The sequence below is a fragment of the Cupriavidus sp. 96C5-1 genome (assembly GCF_057798855.1).
In genome coordinates this window covers 1-18,152 of record NZ_JBYOJU010000013.1, presented here as the reverse complement: position 1 = coordinate 18,152, position 18,152 = coordinate 1, and the positions used below count along the sequence as shown (strand labels likewise).

General features: G+C 63.0%; 15 protein-coding genes and 3 pseudogenes. 4 read left to right on the top strand and 14 right to left on the bottom strand.

Features of this window, described 5'->3' with window-relative positions; translation table 11 throughout:
• Nucleotides 1-8: 8 nt before the first annotated feature.
• Nucleotides 9-830 carry an RraA family protein gene (locus AC3FOF_RS16295; protein WP_017230541.1) on the bottom strand — a complete coding sequence of 274 codons (822 nt, stop codon included), beginning with the start codon at nucleotides 828-830 and terminating at the stop codon, nucleotides 9-11.
• A 187-nt stretch (nucleotides 831-1,017) separates the two neighbouring features.
• Between AC3FOF_RS16295 and AC3FOF_RS16290 the strand changes: the two genes are divergently transcribed.
• Nucleotides 1,018-2,628, top strand: coding sequence for an IclR family transcriptional regulator domain-containing protein (locus tag AC3FOF_RS16290; RefSeq protein WP_488727125.1), 1,611 nt, complete (start codon nucleotides 1,018-1,020; stop codon nucleotides 2,626-2,628).
• A 6-nt stretch (nucleotides 2,629-2,634) separates the two neighbouring features.
• Nucleotides 2,635-2,772: pseudogene (locus AC3FOF_RS16285) on the top strand (IS6 family transposase); the annotation flags it as partial.
• Between the two features lie 19 nt (nucleotides 2,773-2,791).
• Here AC3FOF_RS16285 and AC3FOF_RS16280 read toward each other — a convergent pair.
• From AC3FOF_RS16280 to AC3FOF_RS16270, 3 genes and pseudogenes are all read right to left on the bottom strand, one after another.
• On the bottom strand, nucleotides 2,792-4,303 hold the full coding sequence (locus tag AC3FOF_RS16280) for an ATP-binding protein (RefSeq protein WP_488727124.1): 1,512 nt from the start codon (nucleotides 4,301-4,303) through the stop codon (nucleotides 2,792-2,794).
• Nucleotides 4,304-5,692: 1,389 nt separating this feature from the next.
• Nucleotides 5,693-5,845, bottom strand: a pseudogene (locus tag AC3FOF_RS16275) (integrase); the annotation flags it as partial.
• Between the two features lie 86 nt (nucleotides 5,846-5,931).
• Entirely contained in the window at nucleotides 5,932-7,302 is a 1,371-nt protein-coding gene (locus AC3FOF_RS16270) for a Fic family protein (protein ID WP_488727123.1), read from the bottom strand.
• Nucleotides 7,303-7,411: 109 nt separating this feature from the next.
• On the opposite strand from AC3FOF_RS16270, the gene AC3FOF_RS16265 reads away from it, so the two are divergent.
• Nucleotides 7,412-7,699, top strand: coding sequence for a hypothetical protein (locus AC3FOF_RS16265; protein WP_488727122.1), 288 nt, complete (start codon nucleotides 7,412-7,414; stop codon nucleotides 7,697-7,699).
• Between the two features lie 168 nt (nucleotides 7,700-7,867).
• Here AC3FOF_RS16265 and AC3FOF_RS16260 read toward each other — a convergent pair.
• From AC3FOF_RS16260 to AC3FOF_RS16220, 9 genes and pseudogenes are all read right to left on the bottom strand, one after another.
• Nucleotides 7,868-8,087: pseudogene (locus AC3FOF_RS16260) on the bottom strand (ISKra4-like element ISBusp5 family transposase); the annotation flags it as partial.
• A complete protein-coding gene (locus AC3FOF_RS16255) occupies nucleotides 8,045-9,094 on the bottom strand; it encodes a D-cysteine desulfhydrase (RefSeq protein WP_488727121.1) in 1,050 nt (349 codons plus the stop codon). The pseudogene AC3FOF_RS16260 and the gene AC3FOF_RS16255, both read right to left, overlap by 43 nt.
• 107 nt (nucleotides 9,095-9,201) lie before the next feature.
• Nucleotides 9,202-9,927, bottom strand: coding sequence for an amino acid ABC transporter ATP-binding protein (locus AC3FOF_RS16250; RefSeq protein ID WP_017224765.1), 726 nt, complete (start codon nucleotides 9,925-9,927; stop codon nucleotides 9,202-9,204).
• 52 nt (nucleotides 9,928-9,979) lie between these two features.
• The gene (locus AC3FOF_RS16245) at nucleotides 9,980-10,639 is read right to left on the bottom strand and encodes an amino acid ABC transporter permease (RefSeq protein ID WP_035806877.1); all 660 of its coding nucleotides are present in this window, start codon (nucleotides 10,637-10,639) and stop codon (nucleotides 9,980-9,982) included.
• A gap of 81 nt (nucleotides 10,640-10,720) precedes the next feature.
• A complete protein-coding gene (locus AC3FOF_RS16240; RefSeq protein WP_488727214.1) occupies nucleotides 10,721-11,521 on the bottom strand; it encodes a transporter substrate-binding domain-containing protein in 801 nt (266 codons plus the stop codon).
• A gap of 46 nt (nucleotides 11,522-11,567) precedes the next feature.
• Nucleotides 11,568-12,746 (bottom strand): cystathionine beta-lyase, encoded by a 1,179-nt coding sequence (gene metC, locus AC3FOF_RS16235; protein ID WP_488727120.1) that lies wholly within the window; start codon nucleotides 12,744-12,746, stop codon nucleotides 11,568-11,570.
• Between the two features lie 5 nt (nucleotides 12,747-12,751).
• Nucleotides 12,752-13,978, bottom strand: coding sequence for a pyridoxal phosphate-dependent aminotransferase (locus AC3FOF_RS16230; protein WP_488727119.1), 1,227 nt, complete (start codon nucleotides 13,976-13,978; stop codon nucleotides 12,752-12,754).
• 112 nt (nucleotides 13,979-14,090) lie between these two features.
• A complete protein-coding gene (gene trxB, locus AC3FOF_RS16225) occupies nucleotides 14,091-15,047 on the bottom strand; it encodes a thioredoxin-disulfide reductase (protein WP_276267840.1) in 957 nt (318 codons plus the stop codon).
• A 194-nt stretch (nucleotides 15,048-15,241) separates the two neighbouring features.
• Nucleotides 15,242-15,589 carry a DUF3088 domain-containing protein gene (locus tag AC3FOF_RS16220; protein WP_488727118.1) on the bottom strand — a complete coding sequence of 116 codons (348 nt, stop codon included), beginning with the start codon at nucleotides 15,587-15,589 and terminating at the stop codon, nucleotides 15,242-15,244.
• A gap of 245 nt (nucleotides 15,590-15,834) precedes the next feature.
• Between AC3FOF_RS16220 and ftrA the strand changes: the two genes are divergently transcribed.
• Nucleotides 15,835-16,845: a transcriptional regulator FtrA gene (gene ftrA, locus AC3FOF_RS16215; protein ID WP_488727213.1), complete on the top strand. Its 1,011-nt coding sequence runs from the start codon at nucleotides 15,835-15,837 to the stop codon at nucleotides 16,843-16,845.
• Nucleotides 16,846-17,235: 390 nt separating this feature from the next.
• Here the strand turns inward: ftrA and AC3FOF_RS16210 are convergent.
• A partial coding sequence (locus AC3FOF_RS16210; RefSeq protein ID WP_488727117.1) for an NAD(P)(+) transhydrogenase (Re/Si-specific) subunit beta occupies nucleotides 17,236-18,152 on the bottom strand: 917 nt, incomplete at its 5' end.

Below are 18,152 nucleotides of genomic sequence, written 5' to 3'. Positions count from 1 at the left end.
CAGCGGACTCAGCGGCTGCCGGCGGGCTTGGCTGCCGGAATCGGCGGGCGGCCGGCGGCAACCCATTCGCGATGCTGCGCGCGCGTCGCTTCGCTGGGCGGGTACAGGCCCCACAGCGCTTCGCCGGCCTGCACGCGCAGCGCCAGGTAGGCTTCGATGTCGTCGCGCTTCTCGCACAGGTTGGCCATTTCCTCGGCCAGGTGGGCCGGGATCACGGTGATGTTGTCGCCGTCGCCGTGGATCACGTCGCCGGGATAGATCGCCACGCCGGCGCAGCCAATCGGCACTTGCAGGTCGGCCACATGGTGGTAGGACAGCCGCGTGGTGGCGGTCACGCCTGTGCTCCACACCGGGAAATCCATCTGGCTGAGTTCCGTGCCGTCGCGGAAGCTGCCATCGGTGATGACCGCGCGGGCGCCGCGCATCATCATGCGCGTGATCAGCATATTCCCCATCGACGCGGCGCGGCCGTCGCGATTGCTGTCGATCACCAGCACATGGCCCGGCTCGATCTGCTCCACGCCCACCCATTGCAGGTTGTCCGCGGAGGGCTCGGTGGTGAGGTTGCCGTAGACGTCGATATCTTCGCGCGCCGGGATGAAGCGCATGGTGTACGCGCGCCCGGCAAAGGGCTTGACCTTGGGGTTCAGCGGCGTCAGCCCGTGCAATACGGGCTGGCGGAAGCCTTTGATGTAGAGCTGCGTGGTGAGCGAGCCGCTGGTCACCTTGGCCAGGCGGTCAAGTACCGAATCCGGCACGAACGGCGCGGGGGCGCGCTGCGGGATCTTGGCCAGGGGCGGGGGAGGCGTGAAGGTGGGGTTGGTGCTCATGGTGCGCGCTGTCCGGGTTGCAAGTAGTTGGGGCGGCCCTCGTCCCAATCGGTGGGACAAATCTGGCCGCGTGTCAGCTGTGCTGGCTGTTTGAATGGTATTGAACTTCCCCGGAACTTAAAATGCTCGTCAGAGGAGCGGCCCCGCCAGACTCCTTCATTTTTTCCATATATTGAGACAAGCCACCATGTCCGTGAATCCCGGTGACGGTACCGGCGCAATCGAGAAAGCCATCGACGTGCTGGAAGCGGTTGGCGCCACCCCCGGCGGCGTCAGCCAGAGCGACCTGGCCGCGCAGCTTGCGCTCCCGCGCACCACGGTGTACCGCCTGCTGGCCACGCTGGTGGCGCGTGGCATGCTGCGGCGCGATCCGCTGCGCAAGGTGTACCGGCTGGGCTTTCGCTGCTTCGAGATGGCGCGCCAGGCCTACGCCATGCCGGACCTGGTGGCCGCCGCCGCGCACGAGATGCGCGGACTGCGCGACCTTACCGGCGAGACGTGCTATCTCGCCACGCTGGACGGGTTGGAGGTGATCTCCCTGGAGCGCTGCGACGGCGCCCACAGCGAACGCTCGGCCGCGGTGCTTGGCCAGCGCAAGCCTGTGCATTGCACCAGCCAGGGCAAGGCCATCCTCTCGGCCATGGAGGGCCCGGCACGCGATGCCATCGTGCGCGAGCTGACATTGAAGGCGCTCACGCCGCTCACCATCACCGATCGCCGCCGTCTCAACGCGGAGCTCAATATCACCGCGGCGCGCGGATACTCGATTGACGATGAAGAGATCGTGATGGGTGTGCGCTGCGTGGGCGCGCCCATCGTCGACCCCGAAGGAGCGGTGCGCGGCGCCATCAGCGTGGCCGGGCCCGCCTACCGCCTCACGCGGGCGCGCCTGGAGCTGCTGGGCCCGGAAGTGGCGCAGGCAGCCCGCCGTATCGGTGCGCAACTCGAAGGCGTGCGCGCGCCGGCAGGCGACGCCGCGGTGACGGCCGTGCCCGGGCCGTGGGCTTTCCAGGGCGGACATCCGCTGTGGTGCGCGCAGCGCCAGCGGCTGTACTGGGCCGACGTGCTGGCGCCCTCGGTGCGCATGCTGGACACCACGCAGGATCCCGCGCGCGACGAGCAGCTGCTGCGGCTGGAAGCGCCTGTGAAGGGCATGCTGCTGCGCGGTGATGAGGTCTGGGCCATGCATGACGATGGCGCGGTCGCCATCGCGGCGGACGGCAGCCGGCGCCCGCTGGAGGGCTGGCCTCGCACGCCGCTGCAGGCGTTTTGCGATGGTGGCGATGCTGGCGACGGCGCGCAAGTCACGCAAGCCGTGTGGGCCGCGATGGAATCGGCGGAGGGAGGGTCGTCGGTGGGCCTGCTGCGCGCGAACGGCAGCCTCGACGCGCGCTGGCATATCGGCGAGGCCGTGCAGGCGCTGTGCTGGAGCGCAGCGGATGACACGCTCTATGCCACCACGCCCGCCTCCGGTGCCATCCTGATGCTGCAACCCGGCTCATCCGCGGTGCGCCGGCTGGCCAGCATGCCGCCGGGCGCGGGCAAGCTGAGCGGGCTTGCGCTGGACGCCGGCGGCGGCATCTGGACTGCACTGTGCGAAGGCTGGAGCGTGGTGCGATTCACGCGCGACGGCACGCTCGATCGCGTGGTGGGCATGCCGGTGCCGTGCCCCAGCGATGTGGCGCTCGGCGGCGCTAGCCTCGACACGCTCTACATCACCTCCTCGCGTCAACAGGTGCCGCTGGAAACGCTGGCCAAGGCGCCGCTGTCCGGCTGCTTGTTTGAAGTAAAGGTCTGAGCGGGGTGGGCGCTCAAGCTGCTGCCGGAACTGCACAAGGTGTTTCGTCGTCGCAAGCGCCCGGTGGGTAGAAGCTGGCGCATGGACGCGACCTGCATCCTGGTGCGTGGCCAATGGAAGTATCTGTACCGGGCAGTGGAAAGGCTAAGGCTCGGCTGGAGCATCACGCCGACCGCGGAGACGCCAGTATCCGTGCATACGCCGGCAAGTCCAGGCACTGGTAGCCGGCGCTCGTCAACACCCGAGCCTCTTCTTCGGAAAAGACTGGAGAGAACAGGGCCTTGGTCAACGTCCATCCTTTTACCCGGCGCCCTTCCTTTGTCGACATGAACCGCTCGATGTGTCGCTCGAACTCGGCAAGCGAGGACCGGATGTGCTTGCTCGCGCTGCGCTTGCAGGAGCCGAAGCGGATGCGCCGCGTGTCTTCGTCGAGTGCGACAACGTCGATTTCGATCGCGTTCCGTTCGTCCCGCGGCCGATTCCAGTAGCCCAGTTCGATCGAGGTCAGCGAGAAGTCGCCCACGCCCTTTCGCGAGCACTCCACGTGCAACTGACGAATCAGCTTCTCGAAGGCGTATCCCTCGTGCCCGTGCAGCCGGGGCAGCGTCAGATCGATCGCCTTCGATAGTGGGCGCATGCGGGAAGCGTCCCGCGCCGGCTTCACGACCGACAGCCATGCCTGCAGAAAGTTGTCGGTGATGTAATAGCGGGCGTTGCGGCTCTTGCTCTCTGAAAACACCGGGTGGCGTTTGTCGACCATATGGTAGTTGTCGACCAAACGTTTGACCGTGGCCTTCAACGACGCGGCGTCCTCATCCCGCAGCAGTGTGTCGACCAGTTGCCCGTGGCTCGAGCCCGGATGCTCTGCGAGGAAGTTCAGTACCGAGAGCAGCCTGCCCTTCACTTCGCGAAGGAAGGACGTGTCCGCCTCCTCGGCCAGAGGGCTGCCTTCACGCAGGAACATCCGCTCGAGCAAGGCCTCCTGAAACCCGGCGCCCACCTGAAATAGGCCCTGGTCATACGCGTCCCGGTAAAACTTGGGAACGCCCTCGAAGAAGCCCCAGAGCGTGAGCCAATGGTGCGGGTCGCGGATGTCGTGCGCGCGATACACCTCGGTCAAGTCCTCGAAATCCCAGTGCTGCAGATCGATAGTCGCCGTAAGCCGCCCAAATAGCGGCGCACCCTTATCGCCGAGGAGAGCGCTCATCTCCGACTGCAGGGAGCCGAGGACAAATAGCCCGCCCCCTTGCGTATCGCGCAACCGGTCCACTTGCTCCTGCAGGAATGAGTTGAAGGCGTAGAGCCTGGCCTGCGTGAAGTACTGGAATTCGTCCAGCACAACGATCACGCCGCTGCGGCATAGATCGCCGATCACGCCAGCCATCGAGGCGAAGTCAGTGACTTGCGGGGCCAGTGCATTGGCGGTTTGGGATTCGCAGTCTTCCAGCGCCCGACGAAACCCAGCCGCCACATCTCGCTCGTCCGAGTCCGGTATCTGCATGTAGACCATTCGGGCGAGTAACGACGGCTCGCTCCTGGAGAGCTCGCGCAGCAGGGTCGTCTTGCCGATGCGTCGTCGGCCTTGGATGCGGCAGAAGAACCAGTTTGGACCATGGACAATCCGGTCGAGCGTCTCCAGCGTCCCCGTCCGTCCGTAGAATCCCCAGGAAGTCATAACGACCTCATTTTAGTTACATCCATTTATCTTAAAGAATCGACGACCGCAAGGCTAGGCGGGACACCAATTTGCAGGCAAAGAGCCATCCCTTCAACCGACGAGTAGTTCCCATGTAAGGCGAAAATTCCTTGCAGATTTCTATAAGTTACAATCATATATCTTATATTATATGAAAAATTAGCGTCTCAAGAAGCACTTTCATGGTGCGCGTGGAGTCAATGGATGGGCGAAGCTGGGCGAGGGAAAATTCGCCCCGAAACCCGAGCGCTGCCCCATGCGCGCTCACGCAGGCTCGCGTGAAGACGAACGGTGAACGTGCCATATGCCTATGGTGCAAGAATGCAATTAATCGCCAGAATTTCTACCCAACCTTGATCCGAGGTTGGGTAGATCAAGATATCTGCCAGGGGCGCGACGTGGCGCCAGGGTCGCCGGCCGGCAGGGCCTTCCGCCTGCGCAGGACGTCCATCCCATCCGCCGGTGGTGCACTGGCGTACCGCGCCTCGTTTCCGCAATAGACGGCTCGGCACGGGTTTGGCGCCACCCGCGCCGAACCTAACCCCTCTCGCGTGACGAACGCGGGGTCCTGTCCGTCTGCCGTACCCGCCGAGCGTAGCCACGAGGGCCGAGTGACAGGGCCACGGATACTTTCACGAACGTGAAAGTTTGCAGGGCGTGCCGGCAGTGGAGTCCAACGGCACCGCCTCCGGCTCGGCTGGCACTGCAGTGGTTGGCGTCCAGCCGATTCAGAGCAGCTCCTGCGTGGCCGCGTGCCGGGCATCGTCCTCTGTATGCAGGTAGGCGCCGGAGGTGGCCAGCGTGAATTTGGCTTTCCCATTCGGGGCCACGCGCGCGCCGCCGCTCGGCAGCCGGCGCGAATCTCTCCTTCAGCACCAGATGCAGCGCGCCGCCCAGATCTGGCCGATGGCCGGCAGCACGAGGGAGCGTCCTCGGCGGGCAAGGGTGCTGCGGGCAGGGCCGTGGGCACGACGGTAGCGCGTCAGCTCCGCCGCCCCTCAACTTCTGCCTAAGCCATCTGCCCGGCATTGAACTTTTGCTGCCTTTGCCCGCCAACCGCGGGTCTCCAAATATCTTTGGCGGCTCAATCGATGTCTCGCAGAATTGGGTACGCTAGCTGGGTCCGAGGTGAGCTTTTGCTTGAAGGGCTAGAGTCTTGAATTGCTCAGGCACAAAGATCCCGGCAGCGCATCGGAGTGGCTGGTACCGTTTCAATCCGACGCATATAGGTCCGTGCAAAGCCAACCCTATCGGCAAATGCCTCTTGGGACAAGCCGGTCGCCTTCCCGAGTTCAAGAATGCGTTTGCCGAAGCGGAAAACCGAAGTCTGGCAACAAAGGGGCGCCAATGCTAGCGTTTCCACGCGATTCAGTGCCGTTCCTGCGTAGCCGTGTGTCGCACGTTGTCTTCCGTGTGCAGGCAGGCGCTTGTGGTCGCAACGCACGCGTGCCCGACATTGTCCCGCACGAGGCGCAGGTCGACCTGCTGGTGGCTCATGTGGCTGAGGGCGCGAAGAAAGTGCTTTTGTCGTGCGTATCGCAGGATCTTGCGCCATGCGCCGAGGAGACAAAGCTGAGTGCTTCCCATCTCGCGCCGCGGCAATGCGATCAGTTGGGCGGCCCCGCCATTTGGACTGCTTTCCAAACGGTGAGCTCCGAGGGGCGCAAGCCGTAGCGTGCCAGCACACCCTCGTGCAGGCGCCGGAGCTCTTCCACGATCAGCGCTTGCACATTGTCGCGCTCGGCTTCCGGCACTCTTGCCATGACCGCCTGCCGAATCACTGTTAGTGCATCCTGATTGGGTTGCATCACGACGTCCCGGATCGCTTGTTTGATCAGATCACGCCAGGCAAGTCGCAGCGGATCTGGTTCCGCCAGATCCTGCTTGATGGCCAGATACTCTTGCGTCGACCGCTCGTAGGCCCAAACATAGAGATCGCGCAGCAACTCGACGCGGGCCATCTCATACATGCCGAGGATGGCGCGGCTGTAAGCGTGCTCCGGCACATCGAGGAAAGTGAGCGGACAAAGGTTTGCGCGGAACAGCGGCAAATTGGCCACCAGGCGCGAGGTGCGTTTGTTGATATCGGCGAATGGCTGCAGGTACGGCAGATGCACCATCACGAAGAATGACTGTTCGAAGGGATCGGCAATCTGATTCACCTTCTCGAGCAGGACATTCAGCGCCTCGTCGATCTGTTGTGGTGCGGACAGGGGACGGTAAACACTTTGGCCAATGTCCACGGCGTGCTGGCGAATCCGGCCTTCATCGGCAGGGTTAGGCAACAGGTTCTCCGACAAGGCGCTATGCAGGTTCATCAAGGTGTAGCGGTCAAAACCGACCGTACCGATGTTCTCCACCAGCAACTCGATGGCAGTCTTGTGGTTGAGGATCATCTGGGTCTCAATGGCCGCCTTGCCTTGCGCGACTTTCCCGTGCTCGATCAACTCACGGGTGTCCAGCCGGGAATAGGTGTTCCCCTCCAATTGGCTCGATGCCCATGATAGGTCGATCAGGAGCCGGTTCAGAATTGCCCTGCTATAGGTTCCAGCGGGTGCATCAGCCTGCGCGGTCTTGCCCATCTTGTGTAGCTGACGCCGCAGCGATTCCGACAGATACCAAGTGACATTGGGCCGATAGACGTCAAGAAATTCGCGTTGGTAACCCACGGGCTTCCGCGCCTCCGGCGGCTGGTCGATATACGCCACGATATCGCGGCTGTCGGCGGAAAGCGGGATGTAACTTGGGAGGCGGTCTTCCTCAGTGGCAGCCGGGGCAATCGCTGCCGATTTCACTGGAAGATAACGGCGGGCGCGCCCTTCGCCGATCGCTCTGATCTGTCCACTATCGATCAATTGGCTGATCCAGCGTTGTGCTGTCCGTCGCGCAACGTCGGGATGCTGTGCAAGCAACTCCGCGAGCATCAATCCCGCGGAGGCTTTCCGAACGCTTTCTAGCAGTGCATTGGCGGTGGACATGTGGGCTGTGGCGCAGTTCGTTTAAACGGTGGCGCGATTATGGCGCAGTTTGTCTAACTGCGCCATAAATTGGCGCGGATGTGGTGGTACGGGTATCGGCGCCAAACAAGTGCTGCTTGAGTTGCTTCAGGTCGTGGCTCAGGTAGCGCGAGATGCGCGGCGTGGCCGCGCCGCGCCGGCTGCGCGCCAGCGAGAGCGGGTTGCCGGCCAGGTAGCCGGCGTCGACCAGCGGATTGATGTCTACCTGACCATGGCATATTCAAAGAATGCGGGTCTGGGACTGGATTCTGCGATGATCGGCTTTGCCAACTGCCTGTCCCTTGGCAATAGCTACACGCTTGCCAGCGGTCAAAGCAATATGCTTGGTGTCGCCGCAGGTATTCGCCACAAGTTCTAAAGACAGTCCAACGGTATGTAACAAAGGCCTTCTTGCGCAGTGGTGCAGGCAGTCTTGCAGAATGCTCGCATGCATCCATCACATGCTCTTTGAGCTGCCTCGGCGGCCTGCAACGCAAAGGCCTCACCCATCTTGGTGACGGGGCCTTTTTCCCCTTGCTGATCGTCAAAAGCGGACGAACGGATCCCACGGTTCGAATGCCGATCCGATACGCCAGAGGCGTCATAGCCTGATCGACGTGTCGCAACATTCGCCCGATGTACGCCCAGTCGAGCCCCCATTCGGTATCGAAAGGAAGGTCGTTCTGGTCGTTTGCAACGCCAACGAGATCTAATGCGCCATGGGTCAGAACGCGGACGTCGTTGGGATCGTCGTAGCCGCTGTCCGTATTTCCATGTTGATTGCATTGCGATACGCAAACAACGCCGGCGCACCGCCGGTATGCAGGAACAACACCGGGCCATCGCCGGTAAAGCGCCGGCGCGCGACACCATCGAGCAGGCCGGCCATCGCCTTCCCCGTATAAACGGGATCGAGCAACACGCCTTCGGTACCGGCCAGGATGCGGATGGCCTCCAGCCCAGCCTGGTTGGGTTCACCATAGCGAGGTGCGAAGTACTCGTCCCACAGCTCGACTTTCAGCCCTGCCGGCACCTCGACATCGAGCAGCGCAGCAGTACCCTCGATCAGCCCAGCCACCTTCGGCGTTTGCGCCGCGACGCTGCGCGACACGGTAACGCCGACGACCGGTGTACCCGGCATCGCGTGTGCGAGCGCTAACGCAAGCCCGCCATGGGTTCCGGCACTGCCGGACGCCAGCACGACCGCCGAGAATGCAAGACCCATCGCTTCGGCTTGCTGGGCCAGTTCCAGGCCGGCACGTACATACCCCAATGCCCCCAGCGGATTGGACCCGCCGATTGGGATGACATAAGGCTTGTGCCCCTCGCTACGCAGCCGTTCCGCAAGGGCTTGCAACTGTGCGTCGGCGTTGTCGAGACTGGCAACCGGCTCGGCCTGGGCGTCGAACAGATCGAGCAGCAGGCGGTTGCCGCTGTGCAGGTAGTCGCTGTCTGCCGTGCCGGTCGGGTTTTCCAGCAAAGCGCTGCAGCGTAGCCCAAGACGGGCCGCCAGCGCGGCCGTCTGCCGGACATGATTCGACTGTATGGCTCCGGCCGTTACCAGCGTATCGGCGCCCTGGCGCAAGGCGTCAGCCGCCAGGAACTCAAGCTTGCGCAGTTTGTTTCCGCCAAACGCAAGTGGCGTGGTGTCATCCCGCTTGATGTAGATGTCGCGCCCGAGCATCCCGGACAGGCGATCGAGCTTTTGCAGGGGCGTGGCCGCGCCGACCAGATCGAGGCGGGAGAAAGAGGCAAGGCGATCCGTGATCTTCATGATTTCGATTTTTGGGGAGGTGGACCAAGATGGGGAGGCGGCGGGTGTTGTCAGCGGGGACCTTGATCGCCCTCGACTTCCCCCGCCTTCATGCAAGCTGGTGTGAGTCAATGCAGAATCTTTGCGAGGAATTCCTTCGCACGGGCCGACTTCGGGTCGCCGAAGAAGGCTTCCTTGCCGGCATCTTCGACGATGGCGCCGCCATCCATGAAAATCACGCGGCTGGCGACCTTTTTCGCGAACCCCATTTCATGGGTGACGCAGATCATCGTCATGCCCTCGCGTGCCAGTTCGACCATGACGTCCAGCACCTCATTGATCATTTCGGGATCGAGCGCCGATGTCGGTTCGTCGAACAGCATGGCGATCGGATCCATCGACAGCGCGCGCGCAATCGCAACACGCTGTTGTTGCCCGCCCGAAAGCTGCCCGGGGTATTTCCGCGCATGCGCTTTCAGGCCGACGCGTTCGAGCAGCCGCATGCCGTTCTCCTGTGCCTCCGCTTTGCGGCGTTTCAACACTTTGACCTGCGCCAGGGACAGGTTGTCGAGAATGGACAGATGCGGGAACAGCTCAAAATGCTGAAACACCATGCCAACCCGCGCACGCAACTGGGCGAGCTTGATCTTCGGATCGCCGACCATCACACCGTCCACACTGATCCGGCCCTGCTGAAACGGCTCGAGGCCGTTGACCGTTTTGATCAGCGTGGATTTTCCTGATCCGGAAGGGCCGCAGATGACCACGACCTCGCCTTTTTCTACCTGGGTGCTGCACGCATCAAGCACCTTGAACTGACCGTACCACTTCGATACGCCTTCGAGCGCGATCATTGTTTTGTCTCCTACTTGCAGATTGCTTTCTTCGGGGTTCCGACCCGTTAAATCAACGCGTCACGGGCAGTGTCAGACGCGCCTCGAGGCGACGCTGCACCCATGACAATCCGGTGCTGAGCAGCCAGTAGATCGCCGCTACCGACAGATACAGGGGAAGCGGCTGGAACGTGGATGCGATGATCTCCTGGGACGACCTGAGCAACTCTGTCACGGTGATGACTGACACCAGCGACGTATCCTTGATCAGGCTGATGAGCGTGTTGCCGAGACTTGGCACGGCAAGCCGCAAGGCCTGCGGGCAGACGATGTAGCGCAGTGTCTGCAGATGGCTCAGCCCGAGGCTGTGCGCTGCGCTCCATTGCCCTCTGCCGATACCGAGAATCGCGCCGCGCATGCTCTCCGACAGGTACGCGCCGGCATTGGCCGTAAGGGTAAGAATGCCGGCGCTGGTGGGATCCAGGGAAATGCCGAGGTCTGGCAGGCCATAGTAGACGACGAACATCTGCACCAGCAGGGGCGTGCCGCGCATGACACTGACATAGGTGCGGGCAATGCCGCCCAGGATTGGACTGGTGCTGATACCCATGATGGCGACCACGATCCCGACCAGCAGGCCGAACACCATCGACGCCAAGGCAAATTTCACGGTGATCGCCGCTCCGTGCAGGAGTACAGGCGATGCATGAATAACTAGATCAAGAGATTCCATGATTCAATCCGTAGCAGTGGCCGCGTGGCCGGCCAGGCCCATGCCTGCAGCAATGGAACGAGCCGGCCGGCGTGGCAGCGATTACTGGGCGATGGGTCTGCTGGCGTCGGTAGCCAGCCACTGGATGGACAGCTTGCGCAATGTGCCATCCTGCTGCAACGCGTTCAGCGCGTCGTCAATGGCTTTGGCAAACTTGGGATTGCCCTTGCGGAACGGGATGCCCATCTCTAGCTTCGTGCCAGCGAGCAGCGCGCCGGTGCGTAGCGGCATCTTGGAGTTCTTGATCAGGTACGGCAGCATCAGGCGGTCATTGAGGGCGGCATCGATGCGCCCGGCCGCCAGGTCACGCAGGTTTTCCGACGTACCCGGATAGGTTTGCACCAGGATACCCGGCACAGATTTCGCCAGTTCGGCATAATTGCTGCCCAGGGTGACGCCGACGGATTTTCCCTTCAGTTCTTCCAGCGATTGGAACTCGCGCTTGTCATCGCTGCGCTGAAGTACCTGGACCGCGGAATAGACGTATGGCTGGGTGAAATCCAGAGCCTGGCGGCGCGCCGGCGTGATGCTCACCTGGTTGACGATGACGTCGAACTTGCCGGCTTGCAGGCCGGCAATGATGCCACTCCACTCGGTGGTGATGAACTGGATCTTGAGCCCCATCTTGTCGGCCACGGCTTTGGCTACGGCCACGTCAAAGCCGTCGAGCTGACCGTCGCCATTGCGATAGCCAAAGGGTGGGTAAGTGCCCTCCATGCCGACTTTCAGGACACCGCTGAATTTGACCGAATCCAGCAGATCTTCAGCGTGCACGGCAGGCGCCATGACATTCAGGAGGGTCGCGATGCACGCGCTTTGCAACAGCAACTTCAGGGATTTCATGCCTTGTCTCCAATGTAGGAATAGATATTTTTTTTGAAGGGCAACGCTATTGCCCGACAAGTCGGCGGAACGCGGCTTCCAGATCGGCGATCAAGTCCTCCTTGGCCTCAAGGCCCACGTGCAATCGGAATGCCTGGCCGGCATACGGCCAGGCGGCTGCGGGACGCTCCTCCCTGGGATCGAAGGGCATCACCAGGCTCTCGAATCCGCCCCAGGAAAAGCCCAGGCGGAACAACTTCAGGTCGTCGATGAAGGCGCGGAACGCCTCGCGCCCATATCCAGGCTTGAGTACGACGCTGAACAATCCTGAAGCCCCGGTGAAATCCCGACGCCAGAGTGCGTGGCCCGGCGCACCTGGGAGCCCGGGGTGCAACACCTGGGCCACCTCCGGACGGCCCGCCAGCCAATCGGCAATGGCCAGTCCGCTACGCTGATGCCGCTCAAGGCGCACGGCCATCGTCCGCAAGCCCCGCTGCGCGAGATAAACGTCGTCCGGGCCCGCGTGCTGGCCAGTGGCGAAGACATATTCGCGCACCGTGTTCCATGACTCGCGGTTGGTCGTGATCACACCCATCAAAGCGTCCGAATGCCCAACGATGTATTTCGTTCCCGCATGCACGGAGACATCCACGCCGTGCTCGAATGGCTTGAAGAACAAGGGCGTGGCCCACGTGTTGTCGATCACGACGACCGCGCCATGCCGGTGTGCGACCTTCGCAATGGCAGGAATGTCCTGCATTTCGAACGTCTGCGAACCCGGTGACTCGGCGAACACGAGGGTCGTGGTCGGACGGAACAAGGCCGCGATGTCGGGCCCAAGCGTGGGGTCGTAGAACGTCGCAGACACGTTGCAGCGGGCCAGTACCGTTTCGACATAGTGGCGCGTCGGGCCATAGACGCTGTCGCTCACCAGGATGTGATCGCCGGCTTTGACGAACGCCATGATCGCGCTCGTACACGCCGCCAGGCCCGACGACACCAGCAGCGAGCGGTGCCCGCCTTCGAGTTGGGCCAAGGCATTCTGCAACGCGAAGGTGGTCGGCGTGCCTTTGCGGCCGTACCACATGACATCCGTGTCGGCGCCCGACATGGCACGCCCGCGCGCTTCCATGTCGTCGAGATTGCGAAACGTCACGGTCGACGCGTGGAAGACCGGCGGATTGACGGCGCCGCCGAAATCGTCGGGATCGATGACGCCGTGCGAGAGGTAGGTATCGGGGGACATCCGGATTACCCTCGTCTGGCGCTGTTGACCATGTCGCCCAGGCGCTCCAGTCCCATGCGGAGATTGGGCTCGGGCGGGCCGAACGAGAAGCGCACCCAGCTTGCGTCGATATACCCGGTCGTTCGCTGCTTGCCCGGATTGACGTCGAAGAACCTGCCGGGCACGGTCATGACCTTGCGCTTGAGACCCTCGGTAAAGAAGGTGTCCGCGGTGTTCAGCGGCGCGGGCAGCCGATGCACCCGGCCCCACAGATAGAACGTGCCGTTGCCGGGGCAGGGGATTTCGACGCCCATTTCGGTCAGCGCGTCGAGCATGATGCGGCGCTTCCTGGCGAACATTTCCCGCAATGCGGACGTTTCCTGATCCGCACGGTCGTGTTGCAGCGCCTGCACGGCAAGCCGTTGCACGATCGTCGGCGGGCCGCCGTCGATGGCGCTTGCCGCACGGCTGATCATGTCGATCACGTCGGTCGGCCCCACCACCCAGCCTACGCGCAGGCCGGGGTAACGGTGATTCTTCGTCAGGCCGTCGACGATGACGACCGGGTCCGTCTCCACGTCCTCGACGAATTCGGCGGCAGAGACCGGATGGTCAGCGGGGGCGTGGCCATCTTCGAACACGAAGTGCGAATAGAATTCGTCGAGCAGCATCCAGCAGCCCGTGTTGCGCGCCGCCGCCACATACTGCGCCAGTGCTTCACCACGCACCACGGCGCCCGTGGGGTTGTTGGGATTGCTCCACAGCAGCGCGTTCAGTTCTTCCCTGGCGATCAATCCCTCGAGCGCCTGCGCCGGGATGGCAAAGCCGTCTTCGGGCCCCACCGGCAGCGTGACCGGCGTGAAGCGGTGGCGGTGGTAAGCGATCAGATCTTCGTAGGCGGTGTAGTCGGGCACGATGTGGCCCAGACGAATTTCTCCCAGGGTGGCGAGCAGGCGCGACAGCGCAAGCCGCCCACCGGAGGCGATTGCGACATTGTCCTTCGTGTACTGCGATGCCTTGCCGCGACGATAGCGACGGTTGTAATCGTCCGCAACCGCCTGACGCAGCGCATCGATGCCGCCGACCGGCCCGTAGGCGCAATCGGCCACGTCGAACTGCAGCGAAGCCAGCCGTTCCGGCGCGCCTGCCATGGGCCCGATTTCAGGCTGCCCCTGGCCGAGATTGCACCAGTCGGGATGGCCGTTCCGGAAGCCGAGCTTGACGGCTTCGTGAACGACGTGGATCACGCCCATGTAGGGGACCGGGCGTAGCAGGGAAGAGGCTAGTGAGCTTGTCATGTTGTTGTCGAAGAGGAGCTTGCTTATCGGTGACGCGACGCCATGCTGTTGCGATGGGTGACCATGCTCATGCAGCCGCGAGATCCAGATAGCGCTGCGCATCGAGCGCGGCCATGCAGCCCGTGCCGGCGCTGGTGATCGCCTGCCGATAGATATGGTCCTGCACGTCGCCTGCCGCGAACACGCCCGGCACGCTCGTGCCCGTGGCGTTGCCGCAGAGGCCGCCGTTGGTGATGATGTAGCCGTTCGCCATCTCGAGCTGGCCCTTGAAGAGATCGGTGTTCGGCTTGTGGCCGATGGCGATGAAGACGCCTTGCACCGCGAGGTCAGCGATCTCGCCGGTTTGCGCATGCCTGAGGCGCAGGCCGGTCACGCCGGCCGCGTCGCCATTCACTTCGTCGAGCACGTGGTTCCATTTGATCTCGATGGCGCCTTGCCTCTCCTTCTCGAGCAGACGGTCGACCAGGATCGGCTCGGCACGGAACTTGTCGCGGCGATGGATCACCGTGACTTTTTTCGCGATGCCGGCCAGATACAGTGCTTCCTCGACTGCCGTATTGCCCCCGCCAACCACGGCCACATGCTGCTGCTGGTAGAAGAAGCCATCGCAGGTCGCGCAGGCGGACACGCCGCGGCCCATGAAGGCGTCCTCGGACGGCAGGCCGAGATACTGTGCGGATGCGCCGGTCGCGATGATCAGCGCGTCGCAGGTGTACTCGCCGGATTCGCCGATCAGGCGAATCGGCTTGCCGTCGAGCTTTGCCGTGTGGATGTGGTCGAACACGATCTCGGTGTTGAAGCGCTCCGCATGGTCGAGAAAGCGCTGCATCAGCTCTGGGCCCTGCACCCCCGTAGCGTCCGCCGGCCAGTTTTCGACATCGGTCGTGGTCATCAGCTGGCCGCCTTGCGCCAGGCCCGTGACGAGCACCGGCGACAAGTTGGCGCGCGCCGCATAGACGGCGGCGGTATAGCCGGCAGGGCCGGAGCCGAGAATCAGGACCTTGGCGTGCTTGGGCGAAGACATTGGAGAATCCATAGCTTATTCAAGGGACTTCGGGCGATTGCCTGAAGCGATTACCGAGCAGAGCCGAAGTCGAGGCCCGCCACGCATGGGTGCCGCAATGTTGCGGTAGACGATGCCGCCGATCGCAATGGTTGCGATGGCCCGCCGGGGGTGCATGGAAGGCCTCTTCACGCATGAGCCGGGTTGGGCTGTAGTCAGGAGGCGGGACGCGCCACACCGTACTGCGACGACAGGTATCGACGGATATGGTCGGGCGAGTCGATAAAACGCGCCTGGCCGTGTACGTGAATCTCCACACCGTCATCGACCGGCGCGCGCCCGGCGCCGAGCACCAGGACGGGGGCGGACTGGTTCGCCTCGCCAATCAGTCCGACAATTGCCATGCGAGGGCGGGGCGCATCGATGTATTCGACATCAACTTCATTGCGCAACTGCGGGAAGAAGCCGAGCAGGCCTTCAACGGCAACGGAATCTCCGCAATAGAACGGACCTTCCGAGCCTGAAAAAAAGCCGGGGCGAAGCATGAATAGTTTGTCTTTCACTTTCACTCTCTCTGTGGGTTGAACTTGCTGGCGGACGCGTGTCGCTTGCCGTACCGCGAACCACCGACCACAGGATAAGCAGTGCAAATCAAACTCACCAGTGGCACGAACGACAATTTGCGTTAAGATCGTGCCAACTTGGGGGGGAGTGGCGGCGACCCGGATCGCAGCACCCGCAACAGACATGGGGGAGAGTCTTGCGAGACGTAGTGCAGATGGAGCAAAATCAATCGCTAGTGGCATCAATGCCAGTTTTCGTCCCTATCGTGCCAAAGACCAAATCACAATCGTCTGTCAACGCCGGACTGGTTGCCGTCGTCGTGTATGACGGCCTGAGCCTCTTTGAATATGGCTGCGCCGTTGAAGTGTTCGGTCTGCCAAGACCTGAAATGGGCGACAGCTGGTATCGCTTCACGACCTGTTCCGCCGAGTCGGGACGGTTGCGCGGTTCGGGTGGCATCCAGGTACAGGCTGACGGCGGCCTCGAACTCCTGGCCAAAGCGAAGACCATCATTATCCCGGGGTGGCGCGGTATCGAAGCGGACGTCCCGCCGGAACTCTGCCGCGCGTTGAGGAAGGCGAACAAACGCGGGGCGCGCGTCATGTCGATCTGCACGGGCGCCTTTGTCTTGGCGGCAGCGGGGTTGCTCGACGGAAAGCGTGCGACTACGCACTGGCGTCATGCCGCAGCGCTCGCGGCGCGATATCCGGACGTCCAAGTGGAAGCGGACGTGCTCTACGTCGATGCCGGCGATGTCCTCACGTCTGCCGGTAGTGCGGCGGGAATCGACTTGTGCCTCCACCTGATTCGCCGGGACCTTGGGCCGCGCGCAGCCAATCAGGTCGCACGCCGGCTTGTCATGCCACCCCACCGCGAAGGCGGGCAGGCCCAATATATCGACGAGCCGGTCTCAAAGCGTAGCGGCTCTTCGCTGGCACCCTTGGTGGACGCGGTGCGCGCAACACTGGACGAAGGCTGGTCGATTGTCAAAATGGCAAAGCAAACGGCGATGAGTGCCCGAACCTTTCAGCGGCACTTTGTCAGTACGATGGGGATGCCGCCAGGGGAGTGGCTGCTTTCCGAGCGCCTCGGCCGCGCCAGGGCATTGCTCGAAGAGACCGGTTTGTCCGTGGATGAAATCGCGGTGCAAGTCGGTTTTGGTGCTGCAGCCACCTTGCGCAATCATTTCAGGACTCGGCTTGGAACCAGCCCGGGTTACTACAGGCGACGGTTCAGCGCATCCGAGGCGCACTGATTACCTGGCTGAGTTGTACCTCGTCAATGATTGGCTGCGACAGCTCCAGGCGTAGACTGGTCGCCGCAGCATGTTCAGGGAAGGAGGGCGGCCGTGCGTATCAGCGCTTGCAAGTCGTAGTGCAGGACGAAGGGGACGCGCCCGCCACCGCCACGGAGATCTCCCGTTCGAATGAACGGCCTTTGATGCCGGATCACTAGGGCCGCATCTGGCGGAGGCGAAAGCGCGTTTGTCCCACGTGCGGTGCACCGCTAGCCTGCAAGGGGCACCACCGGTTGGTCTCTCGGTCGCCGGTTGGACGACTGTCGACTGACAGTCCCAGGCTGTATCACCTTCTACGAGCCGCGTAAATCCCGCCAAGGCAGATGACGTCCGCGGCCTGCACCGTGTCTAGTCGACCGCCTTGCCCATGTCCTCGACCACCTTCTTGGCGTCGCCGAACACCATCATGGTCTTGTCCATGTAGAACAGTTCGTTGTCCAGGCCGGCGTAGCCGGCGGCCATCGAACGCTTGTTCACGATGATGGTCTTGGCCTTGTAGGCCTCCAGGATCGGCATGCCGGCGATCGGCGAGGCGGGGTCGGTCTTGGCGGCCGGGTTCACCACGTCGTTGGCGCCCAGCACCAGCACCACGTCCGCCTGGCCGAACTCGCTGTTGATGTCTTCCATCTCGAAGACCTGGTCGTAGGGCACCTCGGCTTCGGCCAGCAGCACGTTCATATGGCCCGGCATGCGGCCCGCCACCGGGTGGATGGCGTACTTCACCGTCACGCCCCGCTCGACCAGTTTCTCGGTGAGTTCCTTGAGCGCATGCTGCGCCCGCGCCACCGCCAGGCCGTAGCCCGGCACGATGATCACGGTCTCGGCATTGCCCATCAGGAAGGCCGCGTCGTCGGCCGAGCCGGACTTGACGTTGCGCTGCGCCTGGCCGCCGGCCGCGGCCGCCGCGGGCGCGCCGCCGAAGCCGCCCAGCAGCACGTTGAAGAAGGAGCGGTTCATCGCCTTGCACATGATGTACGAGAGGATGGCGCCGGAGGACCCCACCAGCGAGCCGGCGATGATCAGCATCGGGTTGTTGAGCGAGAAGCCGATGCCGGCCGCCGCCCAGCCCGAGTACGAGTTGAGCATCGACACCACCACCGGCATGTCCGCGCCGCCGATCGGGATGATGATCAGCACGCCCAGCACGAAGGCGATCGCCAGCATCAGCAGGAAGGGCAGCCAGGCCTGCGACAGGCAGAAGATGGCGCCGAAGCCAATCATGGCCACCGCCAGCAGCAGGTTCAGCATGTGCTGGCCGGCGAAGG